Here is a 15,936-nt window from a genome sequence, read left to right as displayed (position 1 = left end):
GTTTTTTTACAGTTCAATCATGATTTGCTGCCCTGCCGCCTAACGGGATCTGTTTTACCCACTCCACAGCCTCGTCGAAAGTAGAAAACTCCTGGCTTTCGTACGTTTCTCCGTCGGGCGGTAATACCAGGCTTTGGGTCACTCTGGAGGAAATTGCGGAACTCGACACATACGCCTCCCTCACCAGTCCGGCTTTGATCGCCCGCCGGGTCGCCTCATTGAGGTAAGGCAGTGCATCAGAGGTCGGCATCCAGTCATCGTGTAATACAGCAACCGCCCCAAACGGCGGCGTAACCAGTGGCGAGATGGTGTGATTGAGTTCATGTATAAACTCTTTTGCTTTTTCGAGGTTCCAGCCGCCGGACACCTCCATAAACAAAATATTATCTTCAACCCAGAGACTGAGTCCGCCATGACTACTGAATGCCATGTTACCCTGCGTGTTCGCACAATATCTTTTACTGTAGTCATAATTACCGGGGCTGACAATAGTCGTCACCAGGCATAGCGCGGATGACTCTCAGAACCGGTTGTATCAATAGGTTGATACATATCAATGTACAGTGCGGCCAGGCAGGCTAAGCTGACACTGTTTCATGTATTGGAGAAGCGACGTGCATAAAAATAAAGACAGATTACTGGCGCTGAAACGCGAACTCAGTCAGCGCATCAGTGAAATAGACAACGACTTACACAGCCGACACGCCAGTGCAAAATTTTCAGAACAGGTCGTAGAGCGACAGAATGACGATGTATTACTGAACCTGAAAAATGAAGCACAGGTAGAACTGGAACAAATCAATCACGCGCTGCAAAAAATTGACAACAACGTCTATGAACAATGCGATAAGTGCCATAAGCCCATCGGCGATAAGCGTCTTGCCGCATTACCCTATGCCACACTCTGCAGTCACTGCGCCAGCTAAAGTCCCGGCCGGCATGGTGCGACACCTGATTGCCGCCCCCCTCAGTGTCAGCCCGCCGCAATCAGGCGTCGTTTTTGAGATCCTGAATATCCTCCAGTAAGGACGACAGTTCCTTTATCAGCTTTTCGCGCTGTTTATCGGTCAGTGTCGCCGCAATTTCTGCAGCCATTCTGGCATAAACCTGCTGGTTTTCATCGCGCTGTGAACGGTAGAGATCACTTCGATAACTGTCAGGATCATTCATCAGTGCCGTCAGTTCCGCGATGAACGCAGGGTTATTATGCCGGTCAGCGAACAGGCGTCTTGCCGACTGCTGAATGGCGCGTCGATAATCTATCCATTGAGCACGGGTGCTAAGAAACAGCGGACTGTATCTTTCGACAATCTCTCGCTGCACGCCCGTCAGACGCCCTATTCTGTCTTCCATGCCATCAATAATCCGGGATAGCCGGTCTGCCGCTTTTTCATCATCTGTCATCGACAGATACTCGTTTAGCTCGTCTTCCTCTTCCTGATTTTCTTTTTCCAGTGCAGCAAATAAGGCAATGACCTGCTCATCCGATAATAGCGCGGCCATTTGGGCTAAATCCGGGCTCAGTTCCCGGCGTACCCGATCCCAGTGCGATGTGGCTTGCTGCAAATGAAACAGCACGCGGTCCTCAGACAAATTTTTATCAGCGACATCCTGCTTCAGCAGCGCCAACTGGTCAGCATACCGGGCCAGTTCCTGATGCCGGTGCCATGCCATCCATTTCGCAAGGTGACGATCAAACACACTTTCCTGTGCATCATTTAACTCGACATAATCATCGACGTACCAGTACACCAGCCAGTCAAAATTATTGTAGGCGAACTTTGACGAGCATCCCCCGAGCAGTAACAGAAGGCAAAGCGGGGCTATCCATTTTTTCATTAATGATCCTTGAGTGAACGACAACAAAATCTTAGTCATCTGCGCTTGCTAAAAGTTTGCATTGCGAATGTAACAGTTTGTATCTGATACGCCCTGTGCGAATTTACGGATTTACCATTGTGCAGTATTGTGGGGATCTGTCATTCTGTTATGAAATGAACAACAAAGGATGCTGTTTGTGGACACTAAGAAACGTGTAGCGGTGCTTACCTCCGGGGGGGATGCGCCTGGGATGAATGCCTGTATTCGCGCCATTGTTCTGGCCTGTGAACAGGCAGACTATGAGTGTATCGGCTATAAACACGGCTACAATGGCCTGCTACATCAGGAATACATCACCTTTCACCCTGATATTACTCATAACCTGATTCAACAGGGCGGCACCATGCTACACAGTGCACGCTGCCTGGAGTTTAAAACAGAGGCAGCTGCCCGTACTGCTGCCGATAACCTCAATGAATTAAGTATCAGTACGCTGATTGTCATCGGCGGTGATGGCTCTTTCAGGGGAGCCAAACATCTCAGCCGGTTCTGGGATGGCCAGATCCTTGGTTTGCCGGGTACCATTGATAACGACATATCCGGGACGGATGCCACTATCGGCTATTACACTGCCATCGAAACCGCGGTCAGTTCTATCGATAAGGTTAGGGACACCGCAGATGCATTTGAACGACTTTTTTTGGTGGAAGTCATGGGACGTCATGCAGGTTTTCTGGCACTGAGTGCCGCTCTGGCTTCCGCTGCAGATTACGTGGTATTGCCAGAGTTGTTCGAATCTGAAGAGGCGACACTGGCAGATATTGACGCGCAACTAACTCGTCGCCGGGCCTTGCGAGGCAATATCAGCTATATCATTGTACTGGCCGAGAATGTCTGGCCAGGCGGAATTAATGATTTAGCAACCAAACTGAATGACCTGACCAAGTCGGAAGTCCGTCCTGTCATTTTGGGCCATGTTCAGCGTGGGGGCTCGCCGGTCAGCCAGGACCGCCTGCTGGCTACGCGACTGGGTGCTTACGCAGTGTCGTTGGTGGGCACAGAAAAAACAGGGATTATGATTGGCGAGGTCAACGGTGCGCCATGCGAGGTCCCGCTGGCTGCGACCTGGGAACACCCAAAACCACTGGATTCCGCATCGGTCGAGACGATGAAAGCCCTGATTAACAACCGTTACGCGTAACCCAACGTAACGGCGATTCCGACCCTAACCTACATTTTCATTGCCGCTTTCACCTTATCACGGTGACTGCGGCTGACTTTTAACTCAGTATCATTTTGCAGGATAAGGTGATACTCACCGCTGATGTGGCTGACCAGTTTCTTCACGAACCGGATATTGGCAATAGCAGAGCGATGGACCCGTACAAACCACTGTGGATTTAGTTCCTTTTCAAGCTCTTTCATGGTTTTGCGCATGATGTGCATACCATCAAGGGCATGCACACACATGTAATCCCCTGCAGCGTCTATCCACTGAATGTCCTGAACGTTGACACGCGTCACTTCGGACCCGTCTTTAATTGCCAGCACATCCGGGTAAGGATTGGTTTCCACAGGCTCACCGCTGGCGAGCTTACGCAAAATTTCCTCGTAATCATCGCCGGTAAGCTCGGCAACCAGATTCACCAGTTTTCGCGACTGCTCATCCTGATGCTGGGTAGCAAAATAATCGCGTACCTTATCCAGCGCCTGACGAAGACGCTCATCGTCAGCCGGTTTAAGCAGATAATCCAGAGCGTGAACATCAAAGGCCTTGATGGCATAACTGTCGTACGCCGTGACAAAGACAATCATCGGCAGTGGCTGCTTAAGATCTCGGAGCTTCTGAATAACCTGAAACCCGTTCAGTCCCGGCATCTGAATATCAAGAAAGACCAGATCAGGACGATGCTGGGAAATCGCGCTGACCGCATCCAGACCATTGTGACACTCGGCGACAACGTCAATATCACTGTGCCGTTCCAGTCTGGCACGCAGTCCTCGCCGCGCAAGGGGCTCGTCGTCAACAACGATAGTCGTAATCTTATTGTCGGTCATATTAGGCGTCCTTTACATCGTAGGGAATACGGATCCGTACCCGAACTCCCGATGGCTGATTATGCTCTATAGAAAAAGCAAAATTACGTTGGTAAAGCGATTGCAGCCGCTCCTTGATATTAGCCAGCCCTACCCCGTTTTCACGGCTCAGCTGACCGTTTTTAATGTCGGCACCGGGGCCATTATCAGCAACGTCCATCAGCAAATCATTACCAAACGTCCGCGCTGTTATCGTAATCTGGCCACCGTCTTCCATTTTAGAGATGGCGTGTTTTATGCTGTTTTCAATGATTGGCTGCAGGATCATGCTGGGTACGAGTGCGTCTTCGCAGCCCTCGTCAATATCCCAGAATACTTCAAGACGATCATCAAAACGTACTTTTTCAATTTCCAGATACAGCCGCAGGGCCTTTATTTCCTGACCTAGTGGCACACGTTTAATCGGATCATTATCCAGTGAATAGCGCAGGAAGTCACTGAGCCTGGACACCATGGCCTCTGCAGTATCATTTTCCTTCAGCAGGATCAGGGTGGATATGGCATTAAGCGTATTAAACAGAAAATGGGGATTTAGCTGATAACGCAACATTTTAATGTGCGCCTGATGCGCCATCGTCGTCGCTTTAAGGGCGTTCTGCTTTTCTTTCTGCATCATCTGGAAGTTCTTAATGCCGAAATACACGCCACTCCAGCAACCCACCATAATCAGCGAGTTGATGGTGTTGGTAAAATACATGTACCACGCTTCGGGCCGGTAGCCATGTTTATAAATTTCCCAGTAGTTGACGTTCTTAATAACCGCCCATAACAGCGCAACCAGATAGCAGGATGCCACAACTGTCAGCAGCATATTGACCGGCGACTGTTTGCGGGCCCAGCGGAAGATATAACGAAGCGGAATGGTCAGCAGCCAGCCCGCATAGGCATTAAGCAGAATAATAAAGACCCAGATGGGGCGTACATCGTGTAAAAACGATCCAATGTAATAGACTATGGCGAAACCGGCCCATCCGGCACTGTGCAGTGCCCAGAAAAGACGTTCCTTACTGTCAAACAGACGATGCCAACGACTCACGTTACTACCGGTTAATGACTGGTTTCTTCGATTATACGCAGTTCGCCATGACGACGTTGCTGATTGGTCGTATGTGATTGCCCGCTTGTCGCACAGCGTGCTTCACAAACAAACCGAAAATCCACAGCGCCATCGTGACATACCAGATGCGAAATCTTAGTAGCTGATATGCAAACGCTTAAGAAAATGAGTCCACCACCATGCAGGCCCAACCAGCAAAAAGCGCAGATCCTCAAAAAAAGAGGGCTTCTTCCCTTCTATTTTGTGACCCACAAATTGCAAAACCCACATCACCACGAACAGCGCCAGACAGAATTTCCACACTGAAATATCGAGATAGGCCAGCAGATTGATACCGCCAAAACAGGCGATGGTGAGAAGCGTCATTGCCGCGCCAATCGGCCCGGACAGCAAAAAGTAGTAATACAGAACGGGAACCGCAACCACGTGGGCCCAGGTAATGTTAAAGTGGCTAAGCGCGTCCGGCATCGGAATCGACCAAATCAGACCCAGTGTCACAAAATAAATACTGGGCACTGCAATGCCGTGAATCAGCACATTGGTTTTATTCTGATGGCTTTCGCCGTAACGATTCAGTAACCGTTCAATGTCACGCATAAACCTACCCACTCTGCCTTATTGTTATTGTCTTATTCAAGCAGCACGTGCCGTTGCAATAATGTATTAACGGCTTTCTGCCCTTCGTCGAACTGTATTCCGTAAAAGATTGTTTCTTTTTCAATCTTACTATTTTTGATTGTGGCGGTGATGTCAACATTTTCACCCTCCACCACATACGCCAGCGTTATTGCCTCATCAGCCTCAAGAACAGGCGCTTCGGGATTGACCGGCATAGCAACGCGGCAGCCTTTGGCTGACACATCGACGATGATGCCGGTGGCATCTTCCTGACTTTTCCCAAATGCCGGAGATTTCACGACCACCGCGATACCGGGCTGTGAACGGCGCTCAGCGCGCAGACCAATTGCCTGCATACTCGACGGAAATGTGGTGAACAGCAAGCCGGATGGGCGGGAGAGTAACTTCAATACTTTGACGCGAAAGGCAATTACCTGCCCTGCATCACCTTCGATCACATGCCGGATTACCAGATCGTTACCGACCGGCAGTAAATCGCGAATACTCAGCCATTTGGCATTGGTTGGCATCTGAAAAATCATACAGTTAGGCAGGTCCATACCTACATACTGGGTCTTTACCCGGCGCGGCGATGTTGGTGTTGTGATCTGCAAATCAATAGTGTCGCCCGGTGTTAACGTTTTCAGGCTCTCAATATTGTCACGGCTTAGTGTAAGTTGTGATGATTGTTCTGGCATGTCAGCTGGTTACTTAACCTCTCTTATCCCAATGTAACCAATTTTTAACGGGCTGACAAAAACTTATCTGTGTAGCATCATAATGTTATCGCCCGAACAGAAAAACCAAGAGGTTGCCAGTGTTTTCTCCCAATACCGTTCTTCATTACACCCTGTCAGTACTCAGCTGGACACAACACACATTCAGGGTAACGCTGGACGTGCCGGAACATCAGGCTGACACACTGTCGGTGTCACTCCCTGCGTGGATCCCGGGTAGTTACATGATCCGCGATTTTGCCCGTTCGGTGCTTCGCCTTGAGGCGGTTGATAATGACGGCCATGCACTGCAGGTCAGTAAATCTGACAAACAGACCTGGCAGATACAAACGACTGGCCAGGCATGCACGCTGTCGTATGATGTCTTTGCCTTCGACCTTTCGGTTCGTTCAGCTTATATCTGTAACGATTACGCGTTCTGTAACGGTACCAGTGTTTTTCTGCGTGTCGCCGGCTCAGATGAGATGCCCTGCAACCTCACCATTACGCCACCAGAGCTTGAGGGAATGGAGATTGCGACGGGAATGCCACAACAGGGGGCGGTCTACCGCAGTGACAGCTATGATGACTTCATCGATTATCCCATTTTTATCGGATATTGCCGACAACACACATTCAACGTTGGCAATGTCCGATACACGCTGTTGTTTTCCGGTCAGGACCCCATCGATATTGAACGCATAGCGAAAGATATGGTACCCGTTTGCCAGCATCACATGACACTGTTCGGTGATCCACAACCCATCGACGACTACCTGTTCATTACCCTGGTCAGCGACACCGGTTTTGGCGGTCTGGAGCACACCAACTCAACGGCGTTGCTGTATCCGCGCTTTGACCTGCCTTTTGTCAATGATCCTGAGGATAAGACGGACAGTTATATTACATTCCTCAGTCTGTGTAGCCATGAGTTATTTCATACCTGGAACGTCAAGCGGATAAAACCAGAGGTAATGGTCAGACCTAATCTGGCCGCAGAGGTCTATACACCGCAACTCTGGATTTACGAGGGGTTTACCAGTTACTACGACGACTTAACCCTGGCCCGGGCCAACGTCATTTCTCCCCAGAAGTACCTGGATATCATATCAGGGCATCTTACCCGCCTGTATCAGAATGAAGGGCGCCACAAACAGTCTGCCAGTGAAAGCAGCTTCGATGCGTGGACCCGCTTTTACAAACAGGACGCCAACAGCATCAATCATATTGTGAGTTATTACACCAAAGGCGGTATTGCGGCAATGGGTCTGGATTTACTGCTGCAGCGGCGCTCTGGTGGTAAAGCATCACTTGATGAGCTGATGCGTGAACTCTGGGCTCGCTATGGTAAAAACGGACTGGGTACCCCGGACAACGTGATTGAAACCCTTTGTCAGACCTGTTTTGGTGTCGATGTCACTGACTACATTAACGCGGTGATCCATGGAAAAGATGATGTTCCACTGGCGGAGCTGCTGAATGATATTGGTGTATCAATGCATTTCAGGGCACGTCTTGGTCCTGATGACAAAGGCGGCGTTGAGCCTGACAGTGCGAGCTCACCCTATCAGGTTGGCGCCGGTTTGAAAGATGCTGCGACCGGGATTTCTGTAACCCAGATTACCGAGGGGCTGGCTGCCGAGCAGGCAGGCCTGCAGGTAGGTGATGTGATCCTCGCTGTCAGTGATTATGTGGTGAATACCAAACGTCTTCACCGTCTGCTCGATACCCACCAGGAGGATACCCTGCCCCTGACGGTGATTCGGGACGGCAAACTTATCCGCGCAGCGCTGCCACGCGTCAGGACACGCCACGACGTGTGCTATCTGAAGCTTGACACGGAGGACACGTTCAGACGCTGGCTGGGCTTGAAGTGATGCGGTTTATTCAGCATCACTTCTGACTCACTGCATCAGGCGTACCGCTCACCAGTAACTGAGGGTCAAGACGCATTTTCCCAAGGTTAATACGCCAGTCCAGGTGCGGTCCGGTTGCTCTGCCGGTCGCGCCAATTGCGCCAATCAGGTCGCCCTGACTGACGGTATCACCAACACTGACGTCGATACTGTCTAAGTGAAGAAACGTCGAGTAAACACCCATTCCATGGTCAATGATCACGGTGTTACCCGAGTAATACAGGTCATCCGCCAGGGTCACCGTGCCGTCCACAGGGGCGACCACCGGCGTTCCCGTAGGCCCACCAATATCTACGCCGAAATGTGGCCGTTTTGGCTTACCATTTAACACGCGCTGACTACCGTAAACACCAGTAATCGGGCCGGTTGACGGCCAGATAAAACGGGTAAACACCGCGTCAGAGTCCGATACCGCTGCGCGCGCACGGGCCACTTTCGCCGAGTCATCCCGGATCCGTGCAAGTACACTTTCCGGCGGGGTAACCATTGCCGGCTCCAGCCCGTCAATACGCTGGATATTATAATCTCGTTTTGTCAGATAAAGTGCCCGGTTCAGCGAGGTGCCATCCGCAAAGTCTACGCGTAAAGTATGTTCCAGACTGTCATCGCGCTCAAACCCAATGACAAACTTCCCCTGAGGGTTAACCAGTACGGGCTGCTCATCAAGGAACACCCTGGCATCAGCCGGTACCTGACCACGTACCAGGCTTCCCTGGGTTAGCTGACCATTTAACACCAGTTCATTGTCAGCGGCACTGACCGCAGCGATCAGGCATGTCAGCAGCAGGCCGAGTTTAATATTTAAAAACCATCGCATCATAACTGAGACACCATTGCGCCTTTACCCACACCTTCATAGGCAACCACTCGAACCGCACAGCCCCGGGTGCGTTTGCACTCTTCATCCAGCAGAAACTGCGCCAGACATTCTACGGTCGTATCGGTGGTGATCACCTCACAAAGCGACTGCGGTATCACCAGTTCAAAATAGCCCTGTGACGCTTCATAAGCAAAACAGTGATACGCGTCCGGTTCAGGGATCTCACCGGTCGTTTTTCGCGATGATAAAGCGATACGGTCTTCATCGGTGGCAATATAAATGTCGCGCCAGCGTTCAGCCCAGTATGCCTGGCTTTGCGTGCTGATCTGACCTTCATGGTAGATATCGATACGGGACCGGTGACCGTGCGCGATACGCTGACAGTTACCGTCATGTTTCTTCAGACCATGGGTATAGTGATAATACGGTGAGTCAATCACCTCGGTGCGCAGGTTTAGCGTAATATTATCGACGTTATCCGGCAAATGCGTGGCAATCACTTCTTTCAGATAGACCCCGACGCTGTCCATCGTTACCGCATCGGCATAAATAAACGCATAGGCATCCGCCGGACAGCTCAGCAGAATGCGTTCGCCGTTATTGGTGGTAAACCGGACTTCAACCTGATCACTGCTGTCATCATGAATCGCTTCAGCCGCCGGATGTTCTGCGGGGACTGCAAGCTTGTGGTCGACGTACTCGTCAATCAGCCTTTTGAGGTTTTTCTTAACCTTACCAAAATCCTGAACCATGCTCTCTTCGTTCAGGTCGCCATCAAGAATCACATCGACAATCCAGCTTTCTCCCACCATGCCCCGCTCAGGGCACAGGTATGAGAAATCCATTACCGTAAGATCGTTAACAAATAATTGCATAATATCCTTTGTCACAGGCGATAGTGATGCGCCTTACACGCATCACCTATCTGTAAATCGGGTTTTGCTTAGTATACCGCCGTTAGTCCATCGATGACTGCCGGCCCAGTTGATCACGCAGATTAGGCGGTAGTCCTCGGATGGTCAGCGTATCTGTTGCGGGATCATAAAAAATCCTGTCACCCATCAGTTTGCGCTCAAAACTCAACGAGATCCCACCGCCCTGTCCGGAAAATTTCGCCAGCTGTTTCAGTGCCGCCGGATCAGGCTGAATCTCTTTCTCTAGCGGGGTGTCCATCGTACTGGTGAACGCCGTAAAATTGCGGCCTTCCTGCTCATCAGCGGGAAGCCGCGCTGCCAGTTCATCCAGCGACAACGATTCACCCGCATCAATTTTTTCTTTAAAGTAGCTTTTCACCTCTTCGCGGTGCTGGTGCTGCTCATGGGGATCCAGTGATTCACTGGCGAGATACGCATCAACACTGGAAATAAGCTGCTTATTTTGCTGCTTCACATCAACCCGTTCTTCGCAGCCAATAAACTGCATAAAGAAATCAGACACTTTTCGGCCCATTCGCCCTTTGATAAAACTGATGTAGCGCTGCTGCTCGGGCTGAATACGCCACTGCGTCAAATCAATGCGCACGGCCAGTTGCATGCGGGCAAGGTCAAGGTGTTCTCTCGCGTTAAGTTCCAGCGCCTGATTTACTTCCACGTGCGAACGCGTGTTCAGCAAGGTAATCATCAGATACTGGGTTGCCAGAAATTCGTACTGACAGAAAATGAGAAAGCCGGTTTCCACCGTGCCGGTATCAGTCAGTGCTTTTAGCAGGCGTTCTGTTGCGGTGAGTGAAAACGCGTGAAAGCGGTCATCCCTGTCACCCTCACCCGCATCGAACGCATCAAGCAGTCCGGTCAGCGCCGATGAAAATGCGGTTACATCATCAGACGCTTCACTGTCGTTGCCACTGTCAGGCTCACAAAAATGCCCAACCCCTTTGCCAGGTTTCACGTTGAAGCTGTGATTAATTTGCTGTGCAAGCACGTCGATTTCAGGGGTCACCGTCAGACACTTATCCCTGGGGATGGCCGCCAGTTTGTCATTTTCGTCAACTGCGATGCGGTGAACAACAAAATGATGAATCAGTGCACTCATGAACGACGGGTATCCTTTATTTTTTGAAATAAGACTGCGAAGCGGGGATTTTAGAATGAATGATTGTTATCACTCAAACAACGATTATAATCATTTTAAACTGAAAACCATTCTTTTTATAAGAAACTATTCGAAGAGGCGTCACAATGCCCCAACAAAGTCGCTATGCTAACGACGAATTTGAAGCGCTGATGAACCGTGTTCTGTATATTCTGGACGACAATAATGCAGATCGTGATCTGTCGCTGATGGTACTTGGCAATGCCATTACCCACATTATCAATACACAGGTGCCCGCTGCACAACGTGAGGCCATGGCTGAGCAATTTGCATCCGTGTTAAAGAAAAGCATCACGAAGTAACGGATTATCATGATTTTAGCGGAGTCTCCCCGCCGCCAGCGGGTTACCAAACTGGTCAGCTGGGGCCACTGGTTCGCCCTGGTCAATATTGCAATTGCCATAATTATTGCCTCAATTTTTGTTTTTTCATCGCCCTTGCCAGGCTCAGCGCTGGGCTCGTTGTACATGATGACAAACTGGTTTGGTCATATTGGCTTTATGACCTTCTTCGGTTTCGTCATTTTTATACTGCCGCTGTGTTACCTGGTATCCAATCCCCGCGTTATAAAAGCTGTCGCGTCCATTGTGGCCGCGGTTGGTCTCGCTTTACTGGCATTTGATGCGCTGCTGTTTAACCGCACAGGATTTCATCTGAACAGTAATTCTGCTGATTTGCTTCGCGGCGATGCAGCAATACAAATCAGCCAGCTAAGCTGGCAACAATGGGCCTTTTTACTGTTGTTATTTGTTGTCTGGCTGGGTTTTCAGCTGGTGCTTGCCAATGCAATCTGGAAACGGGTGGAACGCTTCAGCCAGCATAAGGTCGGGATCCCGGTGGCGTCGTTTTTTGTGATGTGTTTTGTTACCAGCCATGCCATTCATGTTTGGGCCGATGCACAGTTGTATCAACCTATTATCAAGCAGGACAACATGTTTCCACTGTCCTATCCGGCTACAGCAAAAACAACAATGTCGCGATACGGTCTGCTCGATATGGATGCCTACCTGCAGCGCAAACAACTGCAGTTTGATCCGCAGGTACACGGTGTCCGTTATCCTGCCGAACCCGTGTATTGCTCCGTAGATACCAGCAAAAACATCACCGTTCTTATCCAGACCGACGACGTGCCCGTTGAAACGGCAGGACGATTCGACCTTCGGGTTCAGCCGAACTATTTCAGTACCGCATCCAGTCAGGAAGCGCTGGTTATGACCACCCTGTTCGGGGTACCTGAAATCTATCAGGAGAGTCTGAAAAACAAACGCCCTGTACTGCTCGCTCTTCCCGCGGGGCTTGGCTTGCCCGTGCTGGTGCATGTTGATGACAGCATCATGCCTGGACAACTCAGCGATTACCGCCAACCGCTTCGGTCAGAGGCGCAGGGGCTGCAAATCGGCTTTTTACCTGGTGCACGAATCAGTGAATATCTCCAGCGTGCCGACGCCGATGAACAGGGGCTGATTATCGCGTCAGGATTCAGTGGCAGTGGCGAGCCCAGCCGTGGTCAGTTACTGTCAAATCTGGACATTGAGGGCGAAATCGCCAGCACTGAAGATATTGCTCCTACCGTTCTGGGCGCACTGGGGTGTACTGCACCGGTCAGAAATTACTCGACCGGACAGAACCTGCTGTCGCCGACCCGTAACTGGCTGGTGAGTACGTCGGGTGAGCGCGTGGTGGTAATTCATGATGGCAAACGCACAGATGTACTGAGTAACGGCAGTTATGAAATTACCGACATTGCGACCAACAACCGCAGCACTGACAACCTGAATGTTGATATGCTCAGCCGCGCTATTAAGCACCTGTCACGTTTTTCAGAGGCGCAATAGCGCCTCGTTCAGGGATTACGCTGCCAGAACTGGATAACAAAGTCAGCCGTCACCGCCGTTAAATCACAAAAGCGTGTGGCCATATCGTTCTCAGGCACCCGCCAGTAATACGGTGTCATCGTGAGTAACGCCTGTTTCTGTGCCTCACTGCTAAAATTCAGGGTAAACCCGACGGTTTGTGTGTCCTTCAGCACAAAGCCCTCGCGCACGCTGTCAGGCGGCGTGTGTGGTCTCACTTCACGATACACCCGTTGCTTTATCTCTGACAGATGTGCAGGACCAGGATCGACCGTGATAAGCAGACCGCCAGGGGCAATCACCCGGTGGTATTCCTTTGTACTGCCAGGGGCAAACACCTGAAGCATCGCCCCCACCGCGCCATCAGCAACCGGCAGATTGACGTTACTGGCAACCACGAACTGATTTTCCCTGAATGCCTTTGACGCCATCTCTACCGCCGGCTTTGCAATATCACACCCGGCGCCCGAAACGGTGATCCCCCGTTCAATAAGGCCTTCACGAAGATACGCCAGATAACTGCCTTCGCCACAGCCGCTTTCAAACAGTACATCAGGGGTCGTAGCCGGCCAGTGCGCAACCATGGCATCAAGCAGCGCGCGTTTAAGTGGCAGATAGCCATCCGACGAGTGAAACTGGCGACGTGCTGTCAACATGGTTTTATCGTCACCCGGGGAGCGGGATTTTTTAAACTGGACAGGAAGCAGATTAAAGTAGCCCGAGCGCGCACGATCGAAGGTATGGCCATTTTCACAGCGCGCCATTGTGGTCTCAGTTGTCAGGGGGTGCTGGCATAGTGGGCACTGCCACATAGATCTGACTCCAATGCAAAATGAGGCGGGATGGTAGCAAAGGATAGACGAAAAACGAAATATAGAAATAACGGTGCAGCAACGACATCGCCGTTACTGCACACAGTGCTACTTAATGCTTTGAAAACAGCGTAAAGATACTGGAAAAGTCTTTATCACCATTGCCATTACGCAGGTGTAGCTTATACAGGCCCTGTGCAGCTGCAGCCATAGGCGTTGCAGAATCACTCATTGACGCAGCGGTCATGGCCAGGTTCAGATCCTTATTCATCAGACGGGTCATAAACCCGCCCTGATAGTCATTAGAGGACGGAACCCCTTCCATCACGCCCGGACACGGGTTGTATTTTTGCAACGTCCAGTTACAGCCCGAACTCTCCAGCATGATGTCAGACATAACTTTTGGATCCAGACCATTGTCGATGGCTAACTGAAGCGCTTCTGATGTCCCGGCCATGAGCACGGCAAGCAGCATGTTATTACAGATTTTGGCTACCTGTCCGGCGCCGGTATCACCGGCATGAAACAGGTTCTTGCCCATCGCAGCCAGCACCGTACGCGCTCGCGCAACAGCACGTTCTGCACCGCCCATAATGAACGTCAGTGTACCCGCCTTCGCGCCAGCCACGCCACCGGAAACAGGCGCATCAACGAACTCACGCCCCTGTGATATCGCGGCTTCGCCGACCAGCTTTGCGGTATCGGCGTCAATGGTACTGCTGTCGATAAACAGGGTGCCGGGGGACGAGGCTGCAATGATGCCCTCGTCACCAAGATACAGTCCCTTAACATGCGCTGCCGCCGGTAACATAGTGACGACAACCTCTGCATGTTTTACCGCCTCGGCCGCTGATTCAGCAGCATCGGCACCACACGCTTTAAGGGCATCAACACTGGCTTTTACCAAATCAAATACGGTCACCTTGTGACCGGCTTTAACCAGATTTTCCGCCATCGGCCCGCCCATATTACCGAGCCCGATAAATGCTATTGATGTCATGCCAGTTTCTCCAGTTCTGCAAGGGGATGCACATCCCAGGGTGATGTGAAAAAGGTCGTGATCACATCATCAGGTACGCTTTCAACATTCGGATAACGCCATTGTGGCGCATTGTCTTTGTCAATCAGCAATGCTCTGACGCCTTCCTGGAACTCGCCAAATTCTCCACACCGGCAGGACATGATCAGCTCCATCTCGAAACAGCCAAGTAATGACATGCCTTTACCGCGTAAACACTGCTGATAGACAAGGTGAGCAGTAATCGGTGAACCTTTGGCGGCGGTTGCTTTCGCGCGCTCAAGCCAGGTATTACCCGCTGCATCCATCGCCTGGATCTGCTGACAGATCTGGCTGAGAGACTCCCCTTCACAGGCAGTATCAATCGCCTCGCGCACTGCCTCAACCTGTCCCTGGGGAAGCAACGCTGGCTGCGCAAGGCCACTAATCACCTCAGACACCTGTTCCGCTACATCCGTAATGACTTCCCATTCATGCGCGACAAGTGCATCAATCAGCGCCGTTTTGGCGTCGTCAGCCGCGACAAAATCTGCCCAGCCAAGATACAGCGCATCAGCGGCATTAATATTGGCACCGGTTAACCCCAGAAACAGTCCGGTATGTCCCGGCAGACGTGGCAGAAAATAGCTGCCGCCGACGTCCGGATACAGACCAATAGTAATTTCCGGCATTGCCAGACGTGAAGTGGGCGTAACCACGCGATGACTGGCACCGGTGAAGAGCCCCATGCCCCCACCCATCACAATACCGCTGCCCCATACCACGATGGGTTTTTGGTAGGTATGAATGGTGTAATCCAGGGTATATTCGCAGGCAAAAAAGTCCGTCAGAAAATCCGGGATCCCCGTCTGGCTTTCTTTCATCGCATTGAACATCGACACGATATCTCCACCCGCACAGAAGGCTTTTTCGCCTTCAGCATTCAGCACCACACAGGCGATATCGTCTCGCGTTTGCCAGTGACGTAACGCATCAAGCAGTGCTTCAGCCATGTCCAGATCGAGCGCGTTCAGTGCCTTCGGCTTGTTCAGTGTTGCAACGGCAATCACCTTGCCGCCGCCTGCCTGATGTTCTGCCAGCAATACCTTGTCCGTTTTGGATTCAATCCGAGCCATTA

General features: G+C 51.1%; 17 protein-coding genes. 5 read left to right on the top strand and 12 right to left on the bottom strand.

Annotated features, from left to right (window positions below; all coding sequences use genetic code 11):
• Positions 1-13: 13 nt before the first annotated feature.
• Positions 14-430, bottom strand: a complete 417-nt coding sequence (locus AB1N33_RS01720; RefSeq protein ID WP_411269796.1) for a hypothetical protein — start codon at positions 428-430, stop codon at positions 14-16.
• Between the two features lie 184 nt (positions 431-614).
• On the opposite strand from AB1N33_RS01720, the gene AB1N33_RS01715 reads away from it, so the two are divergent.
• Positions 615-926: a TraR/DksA family transcriptional regulator gene (locus AB1N33_RS01715; RefSeq protein ID WP_411269795.1), complete on the top strand. Its 312-nt coding sequence runs from the start codon at positions 615-617 to the stop codon at positions 924-926.
• A gap of 61 nt (positions 927-987) precedes the next feature.
• Here the strand turns inward: AB1N33_RS01715 and AB1N33_RS01710 are convergent, their stop codons facing one another.
• Positions 988-1,839, bottom strand: coding sequence for a DUF6279 family lipoprotein (locus tag AB1N33_RS01710; RefSeq protein WP_411269794.1), 852 nt, complete (start codon positions 1,837-1,839; stop codon positions 988-990).
• 178 nt (positions 1,840-2,017) lie between these two features.
• Between AB1N33_RS01710 and AB1N33_RS01705 the strand changes: the two genes are divergently transcribed.
• Positions 2,018-3,022, top strand: coding sequence for an ATP-dependent 6-phosphofructokinase (locus AB1N33_RS01705; protein ID WP_411269793.1), 1,005 nt, complete (start codon positions 2,018-2,020; stop codon positions 3,020-3,022).
• Positions 3,023-3,051: 29 nt separating this feature from the next.
• Here the strand turns inward: AB1N33_RS01705 and AB1N33_RS01700 are convergent, their stop codons facing one another.
• From AB1N33_RS01700 to AB1N33_RS01685, 4 genes are all read right to left on the bottom strand, one after another.
• A complete protein-coding gene (locus AB1N33_RS01700) occupies positions 3,052-3,879 on the bottom strand; it encodes a LytR/AlgR family response regulator transcription factor (RefSeq protein ID WP_411269792.1) in 828 nt (275 codons plus the stop codon).
• A gap of 1 nt (position 3,880) precedes the next feature.
• Positions 3,881-4,954, bottom strand: coding sequence for a sensor histidine kinase (locus AB1N33_RS01695; protein ID WP_411269791.1), 1,074 nt, complete (start codon positions 4,952-4,954; stop codon positions 3,881-3,883).
• A 156-nt stretch (positions 4,955-5,110) separates the two neighbouring features.
• The gene (locus AB1N33_RS01690) at positions 5,111-5,572 is read right to left on the bottom strand and encodes an Mpo1 family 2-hydroxy fatty acid dioxygenase (RefSeq protein ID WP_411269790.1); all 462 of its coding nucleotides are present in this window, start codon (positions 5,570-5,572) and stop codon (positions 5,111-5,113) included.
• A gap of 32 nt (positions 5,573-5,604) precedes the next feature.
• Positions 5,605-6,291: a flagellar brake domain-containing protein gene (locus AB1N33_RS01685; protein ID WP_411269789.1), complete on the bottom strand. Its 687-nt coding sequence runs from the start codon at positions 6,289-6,291 to the stop codon at positions 5,605-5,607.
• 119 nt (positions 6,292-6,410) lie between these two features.
• Between AB1N33_RS01685 and AB1N33_RS01680 the strand changes: the two genes are divergently transcribed.
• Complete coding sequence (locus AB1N33_RS01680; protein ID WP_411269788.1) at positions 6,411-8,186, top strand: M61 family metallopeptidase; 1,776 nt, start codon at positions 6,411-6,413, stop codon at positions 8,184-8,186.
• 16 nt (positions 8,187-8,202) lie between these two features.
• Here AB1N33_RS01680 and AB1N33_RS01675 read toward each other — a convergent pair whose 3' ends face one another.
• The 3 genes from AB1N33_RS01675 to yejK form a co-directional block, all read right to left on the bottom strand.
• On the bottom strand, positions 8,203-9,045 hold the full coding sequence (locus tag AB1N33_RS01675; protein WP_411269787.1) for a M23 family metallopeptidase: 843 nt from the start codon (positions 9,043-9,045) through the stop codon (positions 8,203-8,205).
• Positions 9,042-9,920 (bottom strand): 6-carboxytetrahydropterin synthase, encoded by an 879-nt coding sequence (locus tag AB1N33_RS01670; RefSeq protein ID WP_411269786.1) that lies wholly within the window; start codon positions 9,918-9,920, stop codon positions 9,042-9,044. Before AB1N33_RS01670 ends, AB1N33_RS01675 begins: the two co-directional genes overlap by 4 nt.
• An 82-nt stretch (positions 9,921-10,002) precedes the next feature.
• Positions 10,003-11,076, bottom strand: a complete 1,074-nt coding sequence (gene yejK, locus AB1N33_RS01665) for a nucleoid-associated protein YejK (RefSeq protein WP_411269785.1) — start codon at positions 11,074-11,076, stop codon at positions 10,003-10,005.
• Positions 11,077-11,222: 146 nt separating this feature from the next.
• Here yejK and AB1N33_RS01660 point away from each other — a divergent pair, with 146 nt between their 5' ends.
• Complete coding sequence (locus tag AB1N33_RS01660) at positions 11,223-11,438, top strand: YejL family protein (protein ID WP_411269784.1); 216 nt, start codon at positions 11,223-11,225, stop codon at positions 11,436-11,438.
• Between the two features lie 9 nt (positions 11,439-11,447).
• Complete coding sequence (locus AB1N33_RS01655; RefSeq protein ID WP_411269783.1) at positions 11,448-12,971, top strand: DUF3413 domain-containing protein; 1,524 nt, start codon at positions 11,448-11,450, stop codon at positions 12,969-12,971.
• Positions 12,972-12,979: 8 nt separating this feature from the next.
• Here AB1N33_RS01655 and AB1N33_RS01650 read toward each other — a convergent pair whose 3' ends face one another.
• The 3 genes from AB1N33_RS01650 to AB1N33_RS01640 form a co-directional block, all read right to left on the bottom strand.
• The gene (locus tag AB1N33_RS01650; protein WP_411269782.1) at positions 12,980-13,801 is read right to left on the bottom strand and encodes a putative RNA methyltransferase; all 822 of its coding nucleotides are present in this window, start codon (positions 13,799-13,801) and stop codon (positions 12,980-12,982) included.
• Positions 13,802-13,913: 112 nt separating this feature from the next.
• A complete protein-coding gene (mmsB, locus tag AB1N33_RS01645) occupies positions 13,914-14,801 on the bottom strand; it encodes a 3-hydroxyisobutyrate dehydrogenase (protein WP_411269781.1) in 888 nt (295 codons plus the stop codon).
• Positions 14,798-15,934: an enoyl-CoA hydratase/isomerase family protein gene (locus tag AB1N33_RS01640; RefSeq protein ID WP_411269780.1), complete on the bottom strand. Its 1,137-nt coding sequence runs from the start codon at positions 15,932-15,934 to the stop codon at positions 14,798-14,800. The genes mmsB and AB1N33_RS01640 overlap by 4 nt, the downstream gene beginning before the upstream one ends.
• Positions 15,935-15,936 lie beyond the last annotated feature (2 nt).

This window comes from Alteromonas nitratireducens (assembly GCF_040812025.1).
Taxonomy (GTDB): Bacteria; Pseudomonadota; Gammaproteobacteria; order Enterobacterales; family Alteromonadaceae; genus Alteromonas; species Alteromonas nitratireducens.
The sequence above is the reverse complement of the archived record's forward strand: the minus strand, read 5'-3'. Positions and strand labels throughout refer to the sequence as shown.